Origin of the sequence: Massilia rhizosphaerae (assembly GCF_016093545.1) — a bacterium.
GTDB lineage: Bacteria > Pseudomonadota > Gammaproteobacteria > Burkholderiales > Burkholderiaceae_D > Telluria > Telluria rhizosphaerae.
In genome coordinates this window covers 125,450-142,726 of record NZ_JADKYX010000019.1, presented here as the reverse complement: position 1 = coordinate 142,726, position 17,277 = coordinate 125,450, and the positions used below count along the sequence as shown (strand labels likewise).

General features: G+C 72.1%; 14 protein-coding genes. 11 read left to right on the top strand and 3 right to left on the bottom strand.

What is annotated here, in order from left to right; genetic code table 11:
- The first annotated feature begins 186 nt into the window (after positions 1-186).
- The 6 genes from ISF28_RS23680 to ISF28_RS30940 are packed head-to-tail and all read left to right on the top strand — an operon-like array spanning position 187 to position 7,290.
- Complete coding sequence (locus tag ISF28_RS23680) at positions 187-588, top strand: type IV pilin protein (RefSeq protein ID WP_198119624.1); 402 nt, start codon at positions 187-189, stop codon at positions 586-588.
- Positions 582-1,043: a GspH/FimT family pseudopilin gene (locus ISF28_RS23675; protein ID WP_198119623.1), complete on the top strand. Its 462-nt coding sequence runs from the start codon at positions 582-584 to the stop codon at positions 1,041-1,043. The genes ISF28_RS23680 and ISF28_RS23675 overlap by 7 nt, the downstream gene beginning before the upstream one ends.
- A 1-nt stretch (position 1,044) precedes the next feature.
- The gene (locus ISF28_RS23670; protein ID WP_198119622.1) at positions 1,045-1,626 is read left to right on the top strand and encodes a type IV pilus modification PilV family protein; all 582 of its coding nucleotides are present in this window, start codon (positions 1,045-1,047) and stop codon (positions 1,624-1,626) included.
- A gap of 8 nt (positions 1,627-1,634) precedes the next feature.
- Positions 1,635-2,708 carry a PilW family protein gene (locus ISF28_RS23665; protein WP_198119621.1) on the top strand — a complete coding sequence of 358 codons (1,074 nt, stop codon included), beginning with the start codon at positions 1,635-1,637 and terminating at the stop codon, positions 2,706-2,708.
- Positions 2,705-3,286 (top strand): PilX N-terminal domain-containing pilus assembly protein, encoded by a 582-nt coding sequence (locus ISF28_RS23660; RefSeq protein ID WP_198119620.1) that lies wholly within the window; start codon positions 2,705-2,707, stop codon positions 3,284-3,286. Before ISF28_RS23665 ends, ISF28_RS23660 begins: the two co-directional genes overlap by 4 nt.
- Positions 3,283-7,290, top strand: coding sequence for a pilus assembly protein (locus ISF28_RS30940; protein WP_198119619.1), 4,008 nt, complete (start codon positions 3,283-3,285; stop codon positions 7,288-7,290). Before ISF28_RS23660 ends, ISF28_RS30940 begins: the two co-directional genes overlap by 4 nt.
- Positions 7,291-7,336: 46 nt before the next feature.
- On the opposite strand, the gene ISF28_RS23650 is transcribed toward ISF28_RS30940, so the two are convergent.
- A complete protein-coding gene (locus ISF28_RS23650; protein ID WP_198119618.1) occupies positions 7,337-7,696 on the bottom strand; it encodes a winged helix-turn-helix domain-containing protein in 360 nt (119 codons plus the stop codon).
- Between the two features lie 62 nt (positions 7,697-7,758).
- Between ISF28_RS23650 and ISF28_RS23645 the strand changes: the two genes are divergently transcribed.
- The 5 genes from ISF28_RS23645 (at position 7,759) to ISF28_RS30700 (ending at position 13,853) form a co-directional block, all read left to right on the top strand.
- Positions 7,759-8,346 (top strand): hypothetical protein, encoded by a 588-nt coding sequence (locus ISF28_RS23645; RefSeq protein ID WP_229519332.1) that lies wholly within the window; start codon positions 7,759-7,761, stop codon positions 8,344-8,346.
- Positions 8,347-8,493: 147 nt separating this feature from the next.
- Positions 8,494-10,272, top strand: a complete 1,779-nt coding sequence (gene dxs / locus ISF28_RS23640) for a 1-deoxy-D-xylulose-5-phosphate synthase (protein ID WP_198119617.1) — start codon at positions 8,494-8,496, stop codon at positions 10,270-10,272.
- A 13-nt stretch (positions 10,273-10,285) separates the two neighbouring features.
- Positions 10,286-11,134 (top strand): presqualene diphosphate synthase HpnD, encoded by an 849-nt coding sequence (hpnD, locus tag ISF28_RS23635; protein WP_198119616.1) that lies wholly within the window; start codon positions 10,286-10,288, stop codon positions 11,132-11,134.
- Between the two features lie 16 nt (positions 11,135-11,150).
- Positions 11,151-13,151, top strand: coding sequence for a squalene--hopene cyclase (gene shc, locus ISF28_RS23630; protein ID WP_198119615.1), 2,001 nt, complete (start codon positions 11,151-11,153; stop codon positions 13,149-13,151).
- Positions 13,152-13,154: 3 nt separating this feature from the next.
- Positions 13,155-13,853, top strand: a complete 699-nt coding sequence (locus tag ISF28_RS30700) for a phosphorylase family protein (RefSeq protein WP_370663489.1) — start codon at positions 13,155-13,157, stop codon at positions 13,851-13,853.
- A gap of 10 nt (positions 13,854-13,863) precedes the next feature.
- Here ISF28_RS30700 and ISF28_RS30695 read toward each other — a convergent pair whose 3' ends face one another.
- Positions 13,864-14,598 (bottom strand): MlaA family lipoprotein, encoded by a 735-nt coding sequence (locus ISF28_RS30695; protein ID WP_229519331.1) that lies wholly within the window; start codon positions 14,596-14,598, stop codon positions 13,864-13,866.
- 12 nt (positions 14,599-14,610) lie between these two features.
- The gene (gene hpnN, locus ISF28_RS23620; RefSeq protein WP_198119614.1) at positions 14,611-17,214 is read right to left on the bottom strand and encodes a hopanoid transporter HpnN; all 2,604 of its coding nucleotides are present in this window, start codon (positions 17,212-17,214) and stop codon (positions 14,611-14,613) included.
- Positions 17,215-17,277: the final 63 nt, after the last annotated feature.

The following is a 17,277-nucleotide window of genomic DNA, read 5'->3' as shown; positions in this document are numbered from 1 at the left end:
TGTTCATCGCGCCATCGTACCCACCCGGCGCGGAATATGGAACACCCGTGGACGACGATGACGCCACCGTAATGTTCGAAAGCATGTCGTACATATGCGACAAATTGCGACATTGTGATAGAATTTCCATGCGGCAACATGTAAGCTCGTCCCATGCCGCCAATCCGTGGCACGAAGAGGCTCACCATGTCCAACCGAATCCCCCGGTCCCGCGCGCGGGGCTTTACGCTGATCGAGCTGATGGTGGTCGTCGCCATCATCGGCATCCTGTCCGCCATCGCCTTCCCGGCGTACGGCGCGTATATCGTGCGCGGCAACCGCGCGGCGGCCCAGGCCTATCTGCTGTCGCTGGCGCAGGCGCAGACGCAGTATTTCGCCGACGCGCACAGCTATGCCGCCACGACGTCCGCCCTGAACATGCCGGTGCCGGACCAGGTGGCGTCCAACTATTCGATCACCATCGACGTGCCCGACGCCTTGCCGCCGTCGTTCACGGTCACGGCCCGACCGCAGGGGGCGCGCCAGGCGGGCGACAGCGTGCTCACCATCGACAACAGCGGCGCCCGCACGCCGTCCAGCCTATGGTGACCCGGCGCCCGGCCCACGGTTTCACGCTGATCGAGCTCCTGACCGTCGTGGCCATTACCGCGATCCTGGCTGGCATGGCCGCGCCCGCGTTCAAGAGCCTGGTGGCGACGCAGCGCGCGCGCGCCACGACGACGGACCTGTTCGCGGCCCTCCTGCTCGCGCGCAGCGAAGCGATCAAGCGCGACACCCAGGTCACCCTGCAGCCGGTCACGGGCGGCTGGCAGGCCGGCTGGACCATTCCGAACCCGTCCGACACGGGCCACCCCGTCGCCAACCACGGCCCCGTGACGGGCGGCACGATCACGGGCCCGGACTCGGTCGTGTACCTGCCCAACGGCCGGGTGGCCACCGATACGGCGCCGTCGTTCGACATCGCCGTCGACGGCGCGTCCAGCCACCGCTGCGTGCAGGTCGACCTGAGCGGCCGCCCGCGCATGCAGGCGTCGGGGTGCTGACATGAAGCGCCAGCCGCGACCCCATGCCAGCGCGGGCCTCAGCCTCGTCGAGGTCCTCGTGACCGTCGTCATCCTCGCCTTCGGCCTGCTCGGCATCGCCGCGCTGCAGGCCAAGATGCAGGTCGGTTCGATCGAAGCGTACCAGCGGGCCCAGGCCGTCGTGCTGCTGGACGACCTGCGCGCGCGCCTGCTCGGCAACCCGGCCAATGCGGCCGACTACGTGACGACAGCCCCGCTGGGCACGGGCGACAGCCCGGCGGCCGACTGCACGACGCTGACCATCGGCGCCGCGCGCGACCTGTGCGAATGGAGCCACGAACTCCAGGGCGCCGCCGAACAGACGTCGACCGGCACGAACAGCGGCGCGATGAACGGGGCGCGCGGCTGCGTCGAACAAGTGCAGGCGCCCGACACGACCGCCGGCGTCTGCCAGCCCGGCGTCTACCGGATCACCGTCGCGTGGCAGGGCATGCACGAGACCCGGGCGTCGTCGCTTACTTGCGGCGCCAAGCTGTACGGCCCGGATGCCAACCGGCGCGCGATCGCCGTGCAGGTGACGATCGGCCTGCCCAGCTGCAGCTAGGAACCATGATGGCCGCCAAACTTCCGCCCCTCCGCCGCGCCGCCGGCTTTTCGCTGCCCGAACTGCTCGTGTCCGTCACGATGGGCCTGTTCATCGTGCTCGCGATGGTGACGCTGTTCTACCACAACAGCCGCGCCCAGGCCGAGATCGAGCGCGCCAACCAGCAGATCGAAAGCGGCCGCTACGCCGTCGACCTGCTCGCCGGCGACTTGCGCAACGCCGGCTTCTACGGCGAATTCGACCCGACCCAGTTGCCCGACCCGGCCGCCGTGCCCGACCCGTGCGCCGCGACGCTGGCCGCCCTCAAGGCCATGCTGCCGCTGCACGTGCAGGGCTTCGACGTCGGCGACGCGCTGCCGTCCTGCGTGTCCGACGTGCGCACGGGCACCGCGCTGATCGTCGTGCGCCACACGCGCGCCTGCGTCACCGGCGACCCGAACTGCAGCGCCAACGATCCGGCGGGGCCGCTGTTCCAGGCGTCGCTGTGCAATAACGCGAGCGAGCTGGGGTCGGCGAATCCGGCCGACTGGTATGCGCTCGACGTCGACCCGGCCCAGTTGACGCGCCACCAGCGCGACTGCAGCGCGACGGCCGGCAGCGGCACGCCGGCGGTGACGCGCCGCTTCCAGACCCACATCTATTTCGTCGCCAACAACGACAAGCCGGGCGACAAGATCCCCACGCTGAAACGGGCCGAGCTGCGCTACGTGGACGGCGAGCTGACCTTCCAGACGATCGTGCCGCTGGTCGAGGGCGTCGAGAACGTGCAGTTCGAATACGGCATCGACACGACCGGCGACGGCACCGTCGGCCTGTACACGACCGCCCCGGGCAGCGCCAACGGCTGCGCCCTCCCGGCCTGTGCCGCGTCCAACTGGCGCAACGTGGTCGCCGTGCGCCTGCACGTGCTGGCGCGCAGCCCCAGCCCGACGCCGGGCTTCGTCGACACCAAGACGTACCGGCTGGGCACGGGGGCCGACGGCAACGCGCGCACGGCGGGCCCGTTCAAGGACGGCTTCAAGCGCCACGTGTTCCAGACGTTCGTGACCCTGGCGAATCCGGTCGGGAGGAAACAGGAATGACTTATCCACGCCGCCAGCAGGGCATCACGCTGGTGACCGCCCTCATCATGCTGCTCCTGCTCACGATGCTGGCGCTGGCCAGCGTCAACCTGGGCAACTCGAACATGCAGGTGGTGGGCAATATGCAGCGGCGCGACCAGACGCTGTCCGCCGCCCACGCCGTGCTGGAAGAGACGATCAGTTCGCCGAAATTCACGACGACGCCGTCCGCCGCGCTGAGCAATCCGTGCGACGGTCCGAACACGCGCTGCGTCGACACGGACGGCGACGGCAAGACCGACATCAAGGTCGCGCTCAGCCCGGCGCCGAGCTGCGTGAAGGTGCAGGCCATCAAGAATTCCGACCTCGACCTGAAGGATGCCGAAGACGCCGGCTGCGCGGTTGGCGCCGGCCAGAACTTCGGCGTGGCCGGCGCGGCCGACGGCAATTCCGATTGCGACAACAGCGTCTGGGACGTCAGCGCCGTCGCCACCGACACCGCGACGCAGGCCTCCGTCAAGGTCGTCCAGGGCGTCGCCGTGCGCATCGCCAGGGACGACGTCGCCACCAACTGTCCGCAACCCGGAGCAAGCCCATGACCCGTTCCCGTCCCGCCGCCGCCGTCGCGCTGGCGCTGTCCGCGAGCCTTGCCGGCCTGCCGATCCGCGCGGCCGCCGACGACATCGACATCTTCACCGGCGCGTCCGCCGGCAGCGCCGTCAATCCGCGCATCCTGATCGTGCTCGACAACACGTCGAACTGGTCGCGCCACAGCCAGCAATGGCCGGGCGGCCTGCAGCAGGGCCAGTCGGAGGCGCACGCGATCAGCACGCTGCTGCCGACGCTGGACAGCACGGTCAGCATGGGCCTGATGGAATTCGTCACCGGCGGCAATGCCAACGACGACGGCGGCTTCATCCGCTCCGCCATCCGGCCGCTGGACAGCACGGCCAAGGCCAACTTCACGAGCCAGCTGGGCACCATCTACAGCAACGTCACGTCGCCGGACGAGAAGCGCAACTCGAACACGCCGTACGGCGACCTGATGTACGACGTGTACAACTACTTCGCCGGCGCCGATGCCTATTCGCCGAACGCCGTCATCGCCAGCATCGCCGACAGCGGCGGCTACACGACCCCGTACTCCAAGTTCCTGTCGCCGCTGACGGCCGCGAACACGTGCGGCAAGAGCTTCGTCATCTTCATCGGCAATCCGAACGCCAGCGGGCCGTCCAGCGACAGCGCGGCCAACACGGCGGCGCTGAACGCCCTGAACGGCAGCACGATCAGCCAGCTGGGCCTGCCGAACTTCTCGACCCAGAACACGACCACGAGCACGAACGTGGGCGTGACGGGCGCGTGCTACGCCAATCCGGCCGACGCGACGGGGGAAATCGGCGCGTTCTCGACCCAGTGCGACGCCTACACGGAAGGCTGCTCGATCGGTTCCGCGACGGCCAACACCCAGCCCATTGCCTGCCCGGCCGGCAGCCTGTCGTACACCGTGACCCAATCCGTCTACCACCCGGCCACGACGACCCCCGGCCAGCCCGTGCAGGGCACGATCACGACGTCGACCGGCACGACGTCCGGCTATTATGCGTCGGCCGCCGACGTGTCGGACACCGACCACGGCAACCTGAGCTGCCCGTCGACGGCGACGACGAGCAGCGGCAGCACGACGACGACCACGACCTACAGCTGCACCTATTCGATCGGCGCGGCGGTCGGCACGGCGGCGACGACGACGAGCAGCGCCACCGCCAGCGAGGATCCGAACGGGAAGGGCGCGGGCTGCTACACGGGCGTCGGCACGGCGACGGGCAACTGGAATCCGGCGACGACGACCGACTTCGGCGGCCAGTCCTGCCCGGCCAACAGCACCTGCACGTATTCGGGCGCCTTGTCCGACAATGCCGGCGGCTGCAAGGGCTCCGGCTATCGCCAGGTGACCGTGACGCAGGCGGCGACGGCCAAGCGCCAGTACACGGTCACGCAGACCGTGACGCCGACGACCGTCAGCAACGCCACCACGCCGGCGTACACGTCGACGACGAACCTCGGGATGACGTCGCAATGCTATTCGAGCCCGCCGGCGTCGACGTCCGATTACGCGTCGTCGTGCACGGGCGCCAACATCACCTGCACGTACAACAATACGCCGACCAGCACCACGCTGGCATCCTGCCCGGCCGGCACGAGCGCGTACAACGTCGTCGGCACGAACACCGTGCTGACCGACGTCCCGACCGGCACCACGACGCCGGACACCGGCCCGCGCAACGCCGACGAATGGGCGCGCCTGCTGCACGACCGCGGCGTGCCCGTCACCGGGACGACCGTGCGCTCGCCGGTGACGACGTACACGATCGACGTCTACAACGCCCAGCCGAACGCCACCCAGACGGCCCTGTTGATGAGCATGGCGAAGGCCGGCGGCGGCAAGTATTTCGCGGCCAAGAACGAGCAGGCGATCCTCGACGCGCTGCGCCAGATCATCATCGAGATCCAGGCCGTGAACACGACGTTCGCCTCGACCAGCCTGCCGGTCAACGCGACCAACCGCTCGCAGAACGAGAACCAGGTCTTCATCGGCATGTTCCGCCCCGACCCGGACGCGCACCCGCGCTGGTTCGGCAACCTCAAGCGCTACCAGCTGATCAACAGCGGCGCCGATATCGAACTGGGCGACGTGAACGGCAAGATCGCCGTCAACACGCTGACGGGCTTCGTCACGCCGTGCGCGGCCAGTTACTGGACGTCGGACTCGGGCAGCTACTGGAGCGGGCTGGGGATCAATCCCGACCCGGCCGGCGCCTGCGCCTCGGCCGGCGCCAGCCCGTATTCGGACTTGCCGGACGGCCCGCAGGTGGAAAAGGGCGGCGCCGCCGAGATCCTGCGCCAGGGTAACGTCGCCGGCGCGTGGAGCGGGGCCCAAGCCGTCAACCGCAACATGCTGACCCTGGCGGGCGCGAGCCTGGCCACGTTCAACACGACGAACTCGGGCCTGTCCGACCACCTCGTCGACTTCATCCGGGGCGCGGACGTCAACAACGAAAAGGGCACCGGCAGCACGGCGACGACGCGGCCGTCGATCCACGGCGACGTGATCCACTCGCGCCCGCTCCCCGTCAACTACGGCGGCACGACGGGCGTGCGCGTGTTCTACGGCGCCAACGACGGCGCGCTCCATTCCGTCGACGCCGCGAGCGGCGTCGAGAGCTGGTCGTTCGTCGCGCCCGAATTCTTCGGCCGCCTGCAGCGCCTGATGGACAACTCGCCGCTCGTGAGCTATCCGAACCTGACGGCCACGGTGACCCCGACGCCGACACCCAAGGATTATTTCTTCGACGGCTCGATCGGCCTGTACCAGAACGCCAACAACTCCAAGGTCTGGATCTTCCCGACCATGCGCCGCGGCGGCCGCATGCTGTACGCCCTGGACGTCACCAATCCGGACCATCCGGCATTCAAGTGGAAGGCCGGCTGCCCCCACCTGGGCGACGACACCGGCTGCACGGCCGGCATGTCCGGCGTCGGGCAGACGTGGTCGACGCCGAACGTCGCTTTCCTCAAGGGCTATTCGCTGTCGACGCCCGTGCTGGTCGTGGGCGGCGGCTACGATGCCTGCGAAGACGCCGACACGGCGTCGCCCGCGTGCGGCACGGGCAAGGGCGGTTTCGTGTACGTGCTGAACGCTGACACGGGCAGCGTGCTGAACGCGTTCCAGACCGACCGCGCGGTGGCGGCCGACGTGGCCCTCGTCGACGTCGACAACGACGGCTATCCCGACTACGCCTACGCGGCCGACACGGGCGGCAACATCTACCGCATCGACTTCGTGACCAGCTACGCGGGCAAGACGCCCGCCGCGCCGGACGCGTGGACGTCGCGCAAGGTCGCGTACACGGCGGGCGGCGGGCGCAAATTCCTGTTTGCCCCGGCCTTGCTGGCGACCCAGGGCAAGGTCTACGCCGCGCTGGGCAGCGGCGACCGCGAACATCCGCTGCAATCGCAATACCCGTACGACGACGTGTTGAACCGCTTCTACGTCTACGTGGACGACCTGACGGCGCCCACCGGCACGGCGGCCACGAACCTGGACGCGATGACGGACTACAGCACGACGACGGACTGCGCGACGGCGAAGATCCTGCCGAATTCGACCTCGAAGGGCTGGTACATGAACCTGAACCAGTACGGCAAGGGCGAGCAGGTGGTCACGTCCGCGCTGATCGCCAGCGGCATGGTCACGTTCAGCACCAACCGCCCGATCCCGCCCGACGGCGCCAGCTGCTCGACGTCGCTGGGCGAGGCGCGCGGCTACTGGGTCAACCTGCTGAACGCGTCCGGCGCCATCAACGTGCCGGGCCTGTGCGGCGGGACGCGCTCGTCGCTCTTCGTGGGCGGCGGCCTGCCGCCGTCGCCCGTCAAGGCCAGCAGCGTGCCGATCGGCGGCAAGGCGGTGTCGGTCGTGCTGGGCGCCGTGCAGAAGGGCGGCAACGGCGCCGCCGGGGCCAGCGTGGCGATCTCGCCGCAGCGCATCCGGCCGGCGATCGCGTCCAAGCGCAAGCGCGTCTATACCTATACCGCGGGGGATTGAGCGGAAGGCGTCCCGGGGGGCCGGGCGCCGACGGGCGGCGCCGGCGTCAGCCCGTCTTTTCGACCGCCTTGACCATGCATTTCGACAGCTTGTCGAAATGCGCCAGGGCCGCCTGCGTGAGCGTGACCTGCTTGCGCCGCGTGTCTTCGGTGTCGGTCAGCATGATCCAGCCTTTTTCGCGCATCGACGTCAGGCGGTTGTGCACCGTCGCGGGCGCGCCGAGCTCCTTCTTGGCCATCATGTCGCGCACGCACAGGCGCTGGCCGTCCTGCATCGCGCGCGCGACGGTGCCGAGGATGCGTTCTTCCAGCGGGTCGAGGGAGGGGAGCGAGGGCAGCCCGCGCAACGCTTCGGCGAGTTGCAGGAAGCGCAGATAGATGTCGGCGGGCCGGGTCGTTTTGCTCATGCGCAGATTATAATGCGAGTGCCTGCCGAACTCCATCCGTCCATACGCCAACGGTCCCCGCCATGCCGCCCCTCCAACCACCATGCGACGACAGCGGCCGCGCCGCCGCCGCGCGGGCCGCTCTCGCGTGCGCCGGCGTCGTCGGCTCCATGGCATTCTACCTCGGCCTGGCGCGGCTGCAGGACTGGCTCTTTCCCAACGTCGAATTCAGCCGCGGGATCGGCTGGATCTACCTGCCGGCCGGTGCCCGGCTGCTGTGCCCATTGCTGCTGGGCCTCCCCGGCGCCGTCGGGGTGCTGCTGGCGTCGTGGTGGGAGGGCGTCTACCACGTGTATCCGGGCGAACCCCTGCGCGCGCTCGCGGGCGGCATCAGCTCGGCCCTCGCGCCCTACCTCGTGTACCTGTTCGCGCTGCGCGTGCTGGGCATGCAGGCGTCGCTCGCGAACCTGACGTCGCGCCGGCTGCTGCTGCTCGTGCCGCTGTTCGGCGTGGCCAGTCCCCTGATGCACCACCTGTGGTTCTGGCTCCACGACGGCCGCGTCGACCTGGCGCGCGGCTTCGCCGTGATGGCCGCCGGCGACATGCTCGGCGCCCTGGCCGTGCTGTATGCGCTCAAGGCCCTGCTGGCCCTGCTGCCGGCCAAGGGATGACGGCAGGCGATTTCTACGGAGATTTTGCGCGCTTACCATAGCTCGGAAGAGGGTGGCGCACGGTTGAATCGCATATCTGAACGGATGGTCCGGATGATCTAGAATGGGTCGCCAGCGCTGCCTGTCGCAAGCCGCATGGAGGACCGCATGGACCTGCTCGAGGCAATCAACGATCCCGCCGCATTGCGCGCGCTGCCGCGTGCGCAGTTGCCGCCGCTGGCGCGGCAGTTGCGCCGCTTCCTCATCGACACGGTGGCGCGCACGGGCGGCCATCTCGCGTCGAACCTGGGAACGGTGGAACTGACGATCGCGCTGCACTACGTGTTCGACACGCCGCGCGACCGCATCGTGTGGGACGTCGGTCACCAGAGTTATGGCCACAAGGTATTGACCGGACGCCGCGCGCAGATGCACACCTTGCGCCAGGCGGGCGGCCTGTCCGGCTTTCCGCGCCGCTGCGAAAGCGTGCACGACACGTTCGGCACCGCGCACTCGTCGACGGCGCTGTCCGCCGCCCTCGGCATGGCGCTGGCCGCGCAACTGCGGGGCGACGGCCGCCACGCGGTGGCCGTCTGCGGCGACGGCGCGCTGTCCGCAGGAATGGCGTTCGAGGCGCTGAACAACGCGGGCGCCGCCCCCGGCCTGCGCCTGCTCGTCGTCGTCAACGACAACGGCATGTCGATCTCGCCCGCCGTCGGCGCCCTCGACCGCCACCTGGCCGACCTGGTGGCCGGGCGCGTCGCGCCGGGAGCGTCGCTGTTCGAGGCGTTCGGCCTGGGCTATGCGGGGCCTGTCGACGGCCACGATCTCGACGCGCTGATCCCCGCGCTGGACGCGGCGCGGCGCCGCACCGGAGTGCAGGTGCTGCACGTCGTCACGCGCAAGGGCAAAGGCTATGCGCGCGCGGAGGCCGCGCCCACGCAGTATCACGGCACGGGCCGTTTCGACCCGGCCCAGGGCCTGCCCGACGCGCCGCGCGGCCGGCCCGCCTACACGGACGTCTTCGGCGACTGGCTGTGCGACATGGCGGCGCACGACGCGCGCCTCGTCGGCATCACGCCCGCCATGCGCGAAGGCTCCGGGCTCGTGCGCTTCGCCCAGCGCTTCCCCGACCGCTACGTGGACGTGGGCATCGCCGAGCAGCACGCGCTGACGTTCGCGGGAGGACTCGCCGCAGAGGGCATGAAGCCGGTCGTCGCGATCTATTCCACGTTCCTGCAGCGGGCCTACGACCAATTGATCCACGACGTGGCGCTGCAGAACCTGGACGTGACGTTCGCGCTCGACCGCGCCGGCCTCGTCGGCGCGGACGGCGCCACGCACGCGGGCAACTACGACATCGCCTACCTGCGCTGCGTGCCGAACATGGTGTTGATGGCGGCGTCCGACGAGGCCGAGTGCCGGCGCATGCTGACGACGGCCTACCGCCATCCGGGCCCCGCGGCCGTGCGCTATCCGCGCGGGCCCGGACCCGGCGCGGTCCCGGCGCCCGAGCTCGACGCGCTGCCGTTCGGCCGGGGCGAGGTGCGCCGGCGCGGGTCCGGCATCGCCATCCTCGCGTTCGGCACGATGCTGGCGCCCAGCCTGGAAGCGGGCGCGGAACTCGGGGCCACCGTCGCCAACATGCGGTTCGTGAAGCCGCTGGACGCGGAACTCGTGGCGGCGCTGGGGCGCGACCACGCGCGGCTCGTGACGGTGGAAGAGGGCGCCGTGATGGGCGGCGCCGGGGCGGCCGTCGCGGAGACGCTGGCCGCGGCCGGCATCCACCGGCCCCTGCTGATGCTGGGACTGCCCGACCTGTTCATCGAGCATGGCGACCCGGCCGCCCTGCTGGGCGCGGCGGGGCTGGACGCGGCCGGCATCGCGGGCGCCATCCGCCAGCGCTTCCACGCGGCCGACCGCCTGCTCGTCGCCAACGGCAACTGACGCGAGGACCACCATGCCCGACGTCACTCAGCTCCCGGGCGTGGCGGCCCGCGCGCCCGCCAGCTCGTTCGGCATCGCCATGCGCTTCCTGCCGGCCGACCGGCGCGCGGCGATGTTCGCGCTCCACGCGTTCTGCCGCGCCGTCGACGACATCGCCGACGGACCCGCACCGCCCCCGGAGCGCCGCGCCGCGCTGCAGCGGTGGCGGGCCGACGTCGACGCGGCCTACGATGGCGCGTGCCCGCCGCGGCTGCGCGCGCTGGCGCCGCACATCGCGGCCTACGGCCTGGCCCGCGCCGACTTCCGCGCCGTCATCGACGGCATGCTGATGGACGCGCAGGACCGGCCCCTCTGCGCGCCGCCGGCGGACACGCTCGACCTGTACTGCGACCGGGTGGCCGCGGCCGTGGGCCGGCTGTCCGTGCGGGTGTTCGGCCTGCCGCGCGACGACGGGCTGCTGCTCGCCCACCACCTGGGCCGCGCGCTGCAACTGACGAACATTCTGCGCGACGTCGACGAGGACGCCGCTGTCGGCCGCGCCTACGTGCCGCGCGAACTCCTGCTGGCGGCCGGCGTCGAACCCCGTGTGTGCGCGGCGGGCGCGGGCGAGATCGCCGCGCATCCGGCGCTGCCCCGCGCCTGCGTCGACCTGGCCGCCCAGGCGCGGCGGCACTACGCGGCCGCCGATTTCGTCCTGCGCGGCCACGTTGGTGCCGCCGGCCGCGCGCCGCGGCTGATGGGCGCCGTGTACGGGGCGCTGCTGGCCCGGCTGGCGGCGCGCGGCTGGGCCGGTCCGCGCGCCGCCGTCAAGCTGGGACGGCTGGAACGCGCCGGCATCGTGCTGCGGCATCTGTTCCTGTAGCCACGGGAGGTGGAGCATGCGTTACGAGACATTCCGTGCCACGGCCCAGGCCGGCGCCATCGAGGCGGAGCGGACGCGGACGGCGCGCGCCCGCCTGCAGGGCGCCATCGACGGGGCGCTCGCGGCCCTGCTGGCCGACCAGCGTCCGGACGGCCACTGGGTCTACGAACTGGAAGCGGACGTCACCATCCCGGCCGAATACGTGCTGATGGTGCACTATCTGGGCGAAACGCCCGATGCCGCACTGGAACGCAAGATCGCCCGCTACCTGCGCCGCCGCCAGGGCGAGCACGGCGGCTGGCCGCTGTTCCACGGCGGCGCGTTCGATCCGAGCGCCAGCGTGAAGGCGTATTTCGCCCTCAAGATGATCGGCGATCCACCGGACGCCCCGCACATGGCGCGGGCCCGGGACGCGATCCGGGCCCACGGCGGCGCCGAGAAGAGCAATGTCTTCACGCGCATGCTGCTCGCGCTGTTCGGCGAGATGCCGTGGACGGCCGTGCCCGTGATGCCGGTGGAAATCGCGCTGCTGCCCCGCTGGTCGCCGTTCCACCTGGCCAAGGTGTCGTACTGGACGCGCACCGTGCTCACGCCGCTGCTCGTGCTGGGCGCGTTGCGGCCGCGCGCGAAAAATCCGCGCGACATGGGTGTTCGCGAGCTGTTCCTCGCGCCGCCGGAGGGACTGGGCCTCGCGCCGCGCGCGCCGCACCAGGACCGCCTGTGGTTCGGGTTGTTCCGCGCCGTCGAGGCGCAGCTGCGGCTGCTCGCGCCGCGCGTGCCCGCGCGCGTGCGCCGGCGCGCGCTCGAGCAGGCGGCCGCGTTCGTGCGGGCGCGCCTGAACGGCGAACACGGCCTGGGCGGCATCTTCCCAGCCATGGTCAATGCCGTGCAGATGCTCGACGTGCTCGGCGCACCGGAGGCCGGCGTCGCCCGGCGCGCCGTCGACCGCCTGCTCGTCGACCGCGGCGACGAAGCGTATTGCCAGCCCTGCCTGTCGCCCGTGTGGGACACGGCGCTGATGTGCCATGCGCTGCTGGAAACGGGCGTGCCCGCGGCCGTCGACGCGGCGCGCCGCGGCCTCGACTGGCTGCTGCCGCTGCAGATCCTCGACACGCCCGGCGACTGGGCGGCGCGCCGGCCCGGCGTGCGCCCCGGCGGCTGGGCGTTCCAGTACGAAAACGCCTGCTATCCCGACGTCGACGACACGGCCGTCGTGGCGATGGCGATGCACCGCGCGTCGCACCTCGAACCGCAGCCCGTGCCGGACCGGTACGACGCCGCCGTCGCCCGCGCCCGCGAATGGATCGTCGGCATGCAGAGCCGCGGCGGCGGCTGGGGCGCGTTCGAGGCCGACAACACGCACCATTACCTGAACCACATCCCGTTCGCCGACCACGGCGCGCTGCTCGATCCGCCGACGGCGGACGTGTCGGCCCGCTGCCTGTCCATGCTCGCCCAGCTGGAGCCGGGCGCCTGCGCGCGGCGCCGCGCGCCGGCCGCGCGGGCGCTGGGCTGGCTGCTGCGCCGGCAGGAAAGGAACGGCAGCTGGTATGGGCGGTGGGGCGTCAATTATGTCTACGGCACCTGGTGCGCCCTGTGCGCGCTGGCCGCCGCCGGGCTGCCGCCCTCGGCGCCGCCCGTCGCGCGGGCCGCCCGCTGGCTCGCCTACGTCCAGAATCCGGACGGCGGCTGGGGCGAGGGCGGCGACAGCTACCGGCTCGACTACGCCGGCCACGCGTGGGCGCCGTCGACGGCATCGCAGACGGCGTGGGCGCTGCTGGGCCTGATGGCGGCCGGCGCCGTCGACTCTCCGGCCGTCGCGCGCGGCATCGCCTGGCTCGTCGACCGCCAGCGCGCGGACGGCCTGTGGGACGAACCGCAGCACACGGCCACCGGATTTCCCCGCGTGTTCTACCTGCGCTACCACGGCTACGCCCGCTATTTCCCGCTGTGGGCGCTGGCCCGCTACCGCAATCTGCGCGCGGGCGGAAGCGGCCGCGTGGCGTTCGGGATGTGAGCCGTGGACGGCGCGCCGGCCCCGCGCGTGCTGGCCGTGTGCGGGATGCCGTTCGAGGCGGCGATCGCGGCCGGGCCCGGCGTCGCGACCGTGTGCGGGCCGGGGCCGTGGCGGGTCGCGCACCGGCTCCACGCCGTCCTCGCCGACCCGGCCGGGCCGCGCTGGGCCGGCATCATCAGCTTCGGCTGCGCCGGCGGCCTGGACCCGCAGCTTGCCGGCGGCACCTGCGTCGTCGCCATGGGCGTGCTGACGCCGGACGGGCCCGTCGCGGCCGATCCGGACTGGGCCGGCGCGCTGCTGGGCCGCCTGCCGGGTGCGCACGCGGCGGCGCTGGCCGGGGTCGACGCGCCGCTCGCGAGCCCCGCCGCCAAGGCGCGGCTGTGGCGTGCGTCCGGCGCCGTCGCCGCCGACATGGAATCGCATGCGGCCGCGCTGGCGGCGCGGCGCCACGGCCTGCCGTTCGCGGCCTGCCGCGTCGTGCTCGACCCCGCCTGGCGCACCGTGCCCGCCTGTGCGCTGGCCGGCCTGGAGACCGGCGGCGCCGGCGCGCTGTGGCCCGTGCTGCGCGCGCTCGCCGGGGAGCCGGGGCAGATCGCCGCCCTGTGCGCGCTGGCGCGCGACGCGTGGGTGGCGCGGCGGGCGTTGCGGCTTGCCCGCGCCCGGCTCGGCGTGGACTTGGCCCTGTCCATGCCGGCCCTGTGACGAGACGCCGTCATTTGCCCGGACCGGCCTCCTCGTTGCCGTAGTTCGGCAGCGGCGCTTCCTTGCCCTGTTCCAGGAGGGCGCGGCGCCGTCCCAGGTAGGCGTCGCGCACGAACAGGTAGCGGTCGAGGGCGGCCTGCTCCAGCAGATTCGTCGCGTTCAGGTAACGGGCCCGCGTGCTGACGAAGTCGACGCCCCACAAGGTGTTGCGCACGGCGGGCCGCGTCCAGCTGGCCGGGGCGGCGTATTGGTCGACGCCGAAGCCGGCCGCGTCGCGGAACGTGCTGGGGCCGAACAGCGGCAGCACGAGGTACGGACCGGCGGGCACGCCGTAGTGGCCCAGGGTCAGGCCGAAGTCCTGGTCGCGCTTGGCGATGCCGGCCGGCGTCGCGATGTCGAGCACGCCCAGCAGGCCAAGCGTGGAATTGACGGCAACGCGCATCAGGTCGTTCATGCCGTCCATCAGGCGCAGCTGGGCGAAGTCGTTGAGCATCACCGTCACGTCGCCCAGGTTCGAGAAGACATTGTCGACGGCCGTGCGCACAGGATGCGGCACGACCCGGTTGTACCCGCGCGCGACCGGCTGCGCGATGTGGCGGTCGAGCGTGTCGTTCAACTGGAACGTGGCGCGGTTCAGGGGCTCCAGCGGATCGTCCGGATCGCGTTGCGGGCCCGTCGCGCAGCCGCACAGGATCATGAGCGGCAGCGCGGCCAGGGCGCGTCGGCAGGCTTGGCATCGTGGCATGGCGGTCCTCGTTCAGGAAGAGGGGGGCGGCGGGCGGGGCTGGCCCAGCAGCACGGGCTGGAAGAACACGGCGCCGACCAGCGTGCAGGCGAGCGCCAGCACGAGCAGCTTGCCCATGCTGGCCGTGCCGGGATGGTGCGACAGCCACAGGCTGCCGAACGCGGTGCCGGTGGTGGCCGCGCTGAGGACGATGGCTTGCGTGAGCGGATGTTCCAGCCGGGCCGGCTGGCCCGCGCGCCAGGCCATGATGTAATAAATCTTGAAGGCGACGCCGACGCCGAGCAGCAGCGGCAAGGCGATGATGTTGGCGAAATTCAGGTGGATGCCCAGGAGGACGCAGGCCTCGAGCGTGGCGAGGCTCGACACGAGCAGCGGCACCATCGTCAGCAGCACGTCGCCGAAGCGCCGGAACGCGATCCACAGCAGCAGCGCGATCGTCGCGACGGCGAGCAGCGCGGCCTGCACGAAGGCGCGGACGATCAGGTCCGCCGCGTGGCGCACGGAGATCGGGCCGCCGGCAGCCTGAGGCGCGATGCGCAGCACGGCGTCGGCGAAGCGTCCCAGCCGGCCGTCGCCGCCGAGGTCCGTGCCCGCCGGCCGCCGGGGGCTGACGTCGACGAGCGCGCGGCCGTCCGGCGCGATCCAGTCGCGGCGCAGCGCGGCGGGGAGCGCCGCGAGCGTCACGGGTTGCGGCCGCAGCGCCAGGCGCAAGCCGTCCAGCGCGAGCCGCAGCGGACCGGCCAGTGCATGGTCGGCGCGGTCGCGCACGCCTGGCCCGGCGCGCGCCAGCGCGGCCAGGGCCCGCGCGAGCCGCGCCGCGTCGGCCGCGCCCGGTCCCGGATGGTCGAGCGCCGCATCGTGCAGCGACAGCGCGGCCGTGCGCAGGGCCGCCACGCGTTGCGGGTCCGCGGCCGGCGCGGCGGGCGGCCGGTCGAGCAGCGGCAGCAGGCGCGCGGCGGCGGCGCCGATGGCGGCCAGTTTTTCCGGCTGATGGTCGGGCACGAGACTCGCCGCCGTCAGCGCATGCGCCACGTCGGGCAGCCGTTCCAGCCGCGCGGCGAGCGCGGCCGCCTGCGCGAGCGACGGCGCGAGCACCTGCACGTTGTCGAGGCCGATGTCGGTGCCCCGGGCGAGGGACGCCAGGGTCGCCATCGACTCGCTGCCGGGATTTTTAAGGTGCAGCGGATCGAAGTCGAACTCGAGGCGCCACAGCAGGGGGATGCCGCCGATGACGAGCGCCAGGGTGACGGCGAGCACGGCCTTGCGGTGGGCCTGCAGCGCGCGGTCGACACGCGCCAGCCACGGGTAGCCGGGCGCCAGCGCGCCGGCCGGCGGATCGGCGAGGCGGATCAGCGCCGGCAACACCGTCAGGCAGGCGGGCAGGGCGACGCACAGGATGCCGACGCCCGCGATCTGCCCCAGCTCGGCGACGCCGCGGTACGCGGTCGGCAGGAACGCGAGGAAGCCGAACGCGGTGGCCGCCGCCGCGAGCGTGAGCGGCAGCGCGAGCGCGCGGGCCGTCGCCAGCAGCGCCGTGGCGGTGCCGGGCCGGATGCGCCGCAGTTCGCGGAAGCGCATGCCGAACTGGATGCCGAAGTCGATGCCCAGGCCCACGAACAGGATCGCGAACGCGATCGAGATCAGGTTCAGCGCACCCACCATCATGAGGCCCAGCGCGGCCGTCAGCGCGAGCCCGCCCAGCATCGTCGCGCACAGCGCGAGCACGAGCGGCACCGAGCGCAGCGCGCGCCACAGCAGCACGAGCACGATCGCGACGGGGATCGCGCCGACAAGCGGCGACCCTTCCTGCAGCGAAGCGAATTCGTCGTCGGACAGCGGCACCGGCCCCGTCAGCGCGACGTGCGCCCCGTAGCGGTCGGCGAGGCGCAGGTCGGCGGCGGCGGCGCGGATCGCGGCGCTCGACGCGGCGCCCGGCAGCAGGGCGCGGTAGTCGAGCACGGGCCTGACTTCCACGAGGCCGGCTTCGGTGGCGGGCGCCGCCGTGTCGGCCAGGCGTTGCCAGGACAGGGCGGCGGGCCGCCCGGCGAGGGCGGCTTCCACCGTGGCGGCGCTGCGCGCCAGCAGCGGCGCCAGCCGCGCGAGCGTCACCTGGCCCGTCAGCAGCGGCGTGCCCAGCGTGACCGACAGCAGGTTCGCGAGGCCGCGCAGCGACGGGCCGCGCGCGAGGGCGTCGAGCAGCGGGCGCGCGTCGACGAGCCGGGCCGTCAGCGCGTTCACATCCGGCACGTCGAGGTAGAGCAGGCCCGCGCGGCGGAAGAAATCCGACCCGGGGCCGAGGCTGACCGAACGGAACAGGGCGGGCTCGCGCCGCAGCCGGCCGGCCAGCTCGCGCGCGGCCTGCGCCGCGAACTCGGGCGCCGGGGCGCGCACGACGGCGAGCGTCGTGTCGCCCCGGTTCGGGAACGCGGCGGCGATGGCGGCGTCGCGCCGGGCCCACGGCGCATCCGCGTCGATCAACTGCCCGACGTCCGTATTGATGGCGAAATGGCGCGCGACATAAAGGCCGGAGGCAAGCACCAGCAGCGCGAACATCCCGACGACCGCCCACGGATGGCGGCACGACAGATGGACGAGCCTGGCGATCTGGTTGGTCATGGCGGGCACCGGATTCCGTCCATTAGACCGGAGAACGTCCGCCTGCACACTTGGATGGACGCG

What these genes read in the sequence shown, in the direction of transcription:
- ISF28_RS23680 (WP_198119624.1), top strand. Translation starts at nt 187, where the DNA reads ATGTCCAACCGAATCCCCCGGTCCCGCGCGCGGGGCTTTACGCTGATC.
- ISF28_RS23675 (WP_198119623.1), top strand. Translation starts at nt 582, where the DNA reads ATGGTGACCCGGCGCCCGGCCCACGGTTTCACGCTGATCGAGCTCCTG.
- ISF28_RS23670 (WP_198119622.1), top strand. Translation starts at nt 1,045, where the DNA reads ATGAAGCGCCAGCCGCGACCCCATGCCAGCGCGGGCCTCAGCCTCGTC.
- ISF28_RS23665 (WP_198119621.1), top strand. Translation starts at nt 1,635, where the DNA reads ATGGCCGCCAAACTTCCGCCCCTCCGCCGCGCCGCCGGCTTTTCGCTG.
- ISF28_RS23660 (WP_198119620.1), top strand. Translation starts at nt 2,705, where the DNA reads ATGACTTATCCACGCCGCCAGCAGGGCATCACGCTGGTGACCGCCCTC.
- ISF28_RS30940 (WP_198119619.1), top strand. Translation starts at nt 3,283, where the DNA reads ATGACCCGTTCCCGTCCCGCCGCCGCCGTCGCGCTGGCGCTGTCCGCG.
- ISF28_RS23650 (WP_198119618.1), bottom strand. Translation starts at nt 7,696, where the DNA reads ATGAGCAAAACGACCCGGCCCGCCGACATCTATCTGCGCTTCCTGCAA.
- ISF28_RS23645 (WP_229519332.1), top strand. Translation starts at nt 7,759, where the DNA reads ATGCCGCCCCTCCAACCACCATGCGACGACAGCGGCCGCGCCGCCGCC.
- dxs (WP_198119617.1), top strand. Translation starts at nt 8,494, where the DNA reads ATGGACCTGCTCGAGGCAATCAACGATCCCGCCGCATTGCGCGCGCTG.
- hpnD (WP_198119616.1), top strand. Translation starts at nt 10,286, where the DNA reads ATGCCCGACGTCACTCAGCTCCCGGGCGTGGCGGCCCGCGCGCCCGCC.
- shc (WP_198119615.1), top strand. Translation starts at nt 11,151, where the DNA reads ATGCGTTACGAGACATTCCGTGCCACGGCCCAGGCCGGCGCCATCGAG.
- ISF28_RS30695 (WP_229519331.1), bottom strand. Translation starts at nt 14,598, where the DNA reads ATGCCACGATGCCAAGCCTGCCGACGCGCCCTGGCCGCGCTGCCGCTC.
- hpnN (WP_198119614.1), bottom strand. Translation starts at nt 17,214, where the DNA reads ATGACCAACCAGATCGCCAGGCTCGTCCATCTGTCGTGCCGCCATCCG.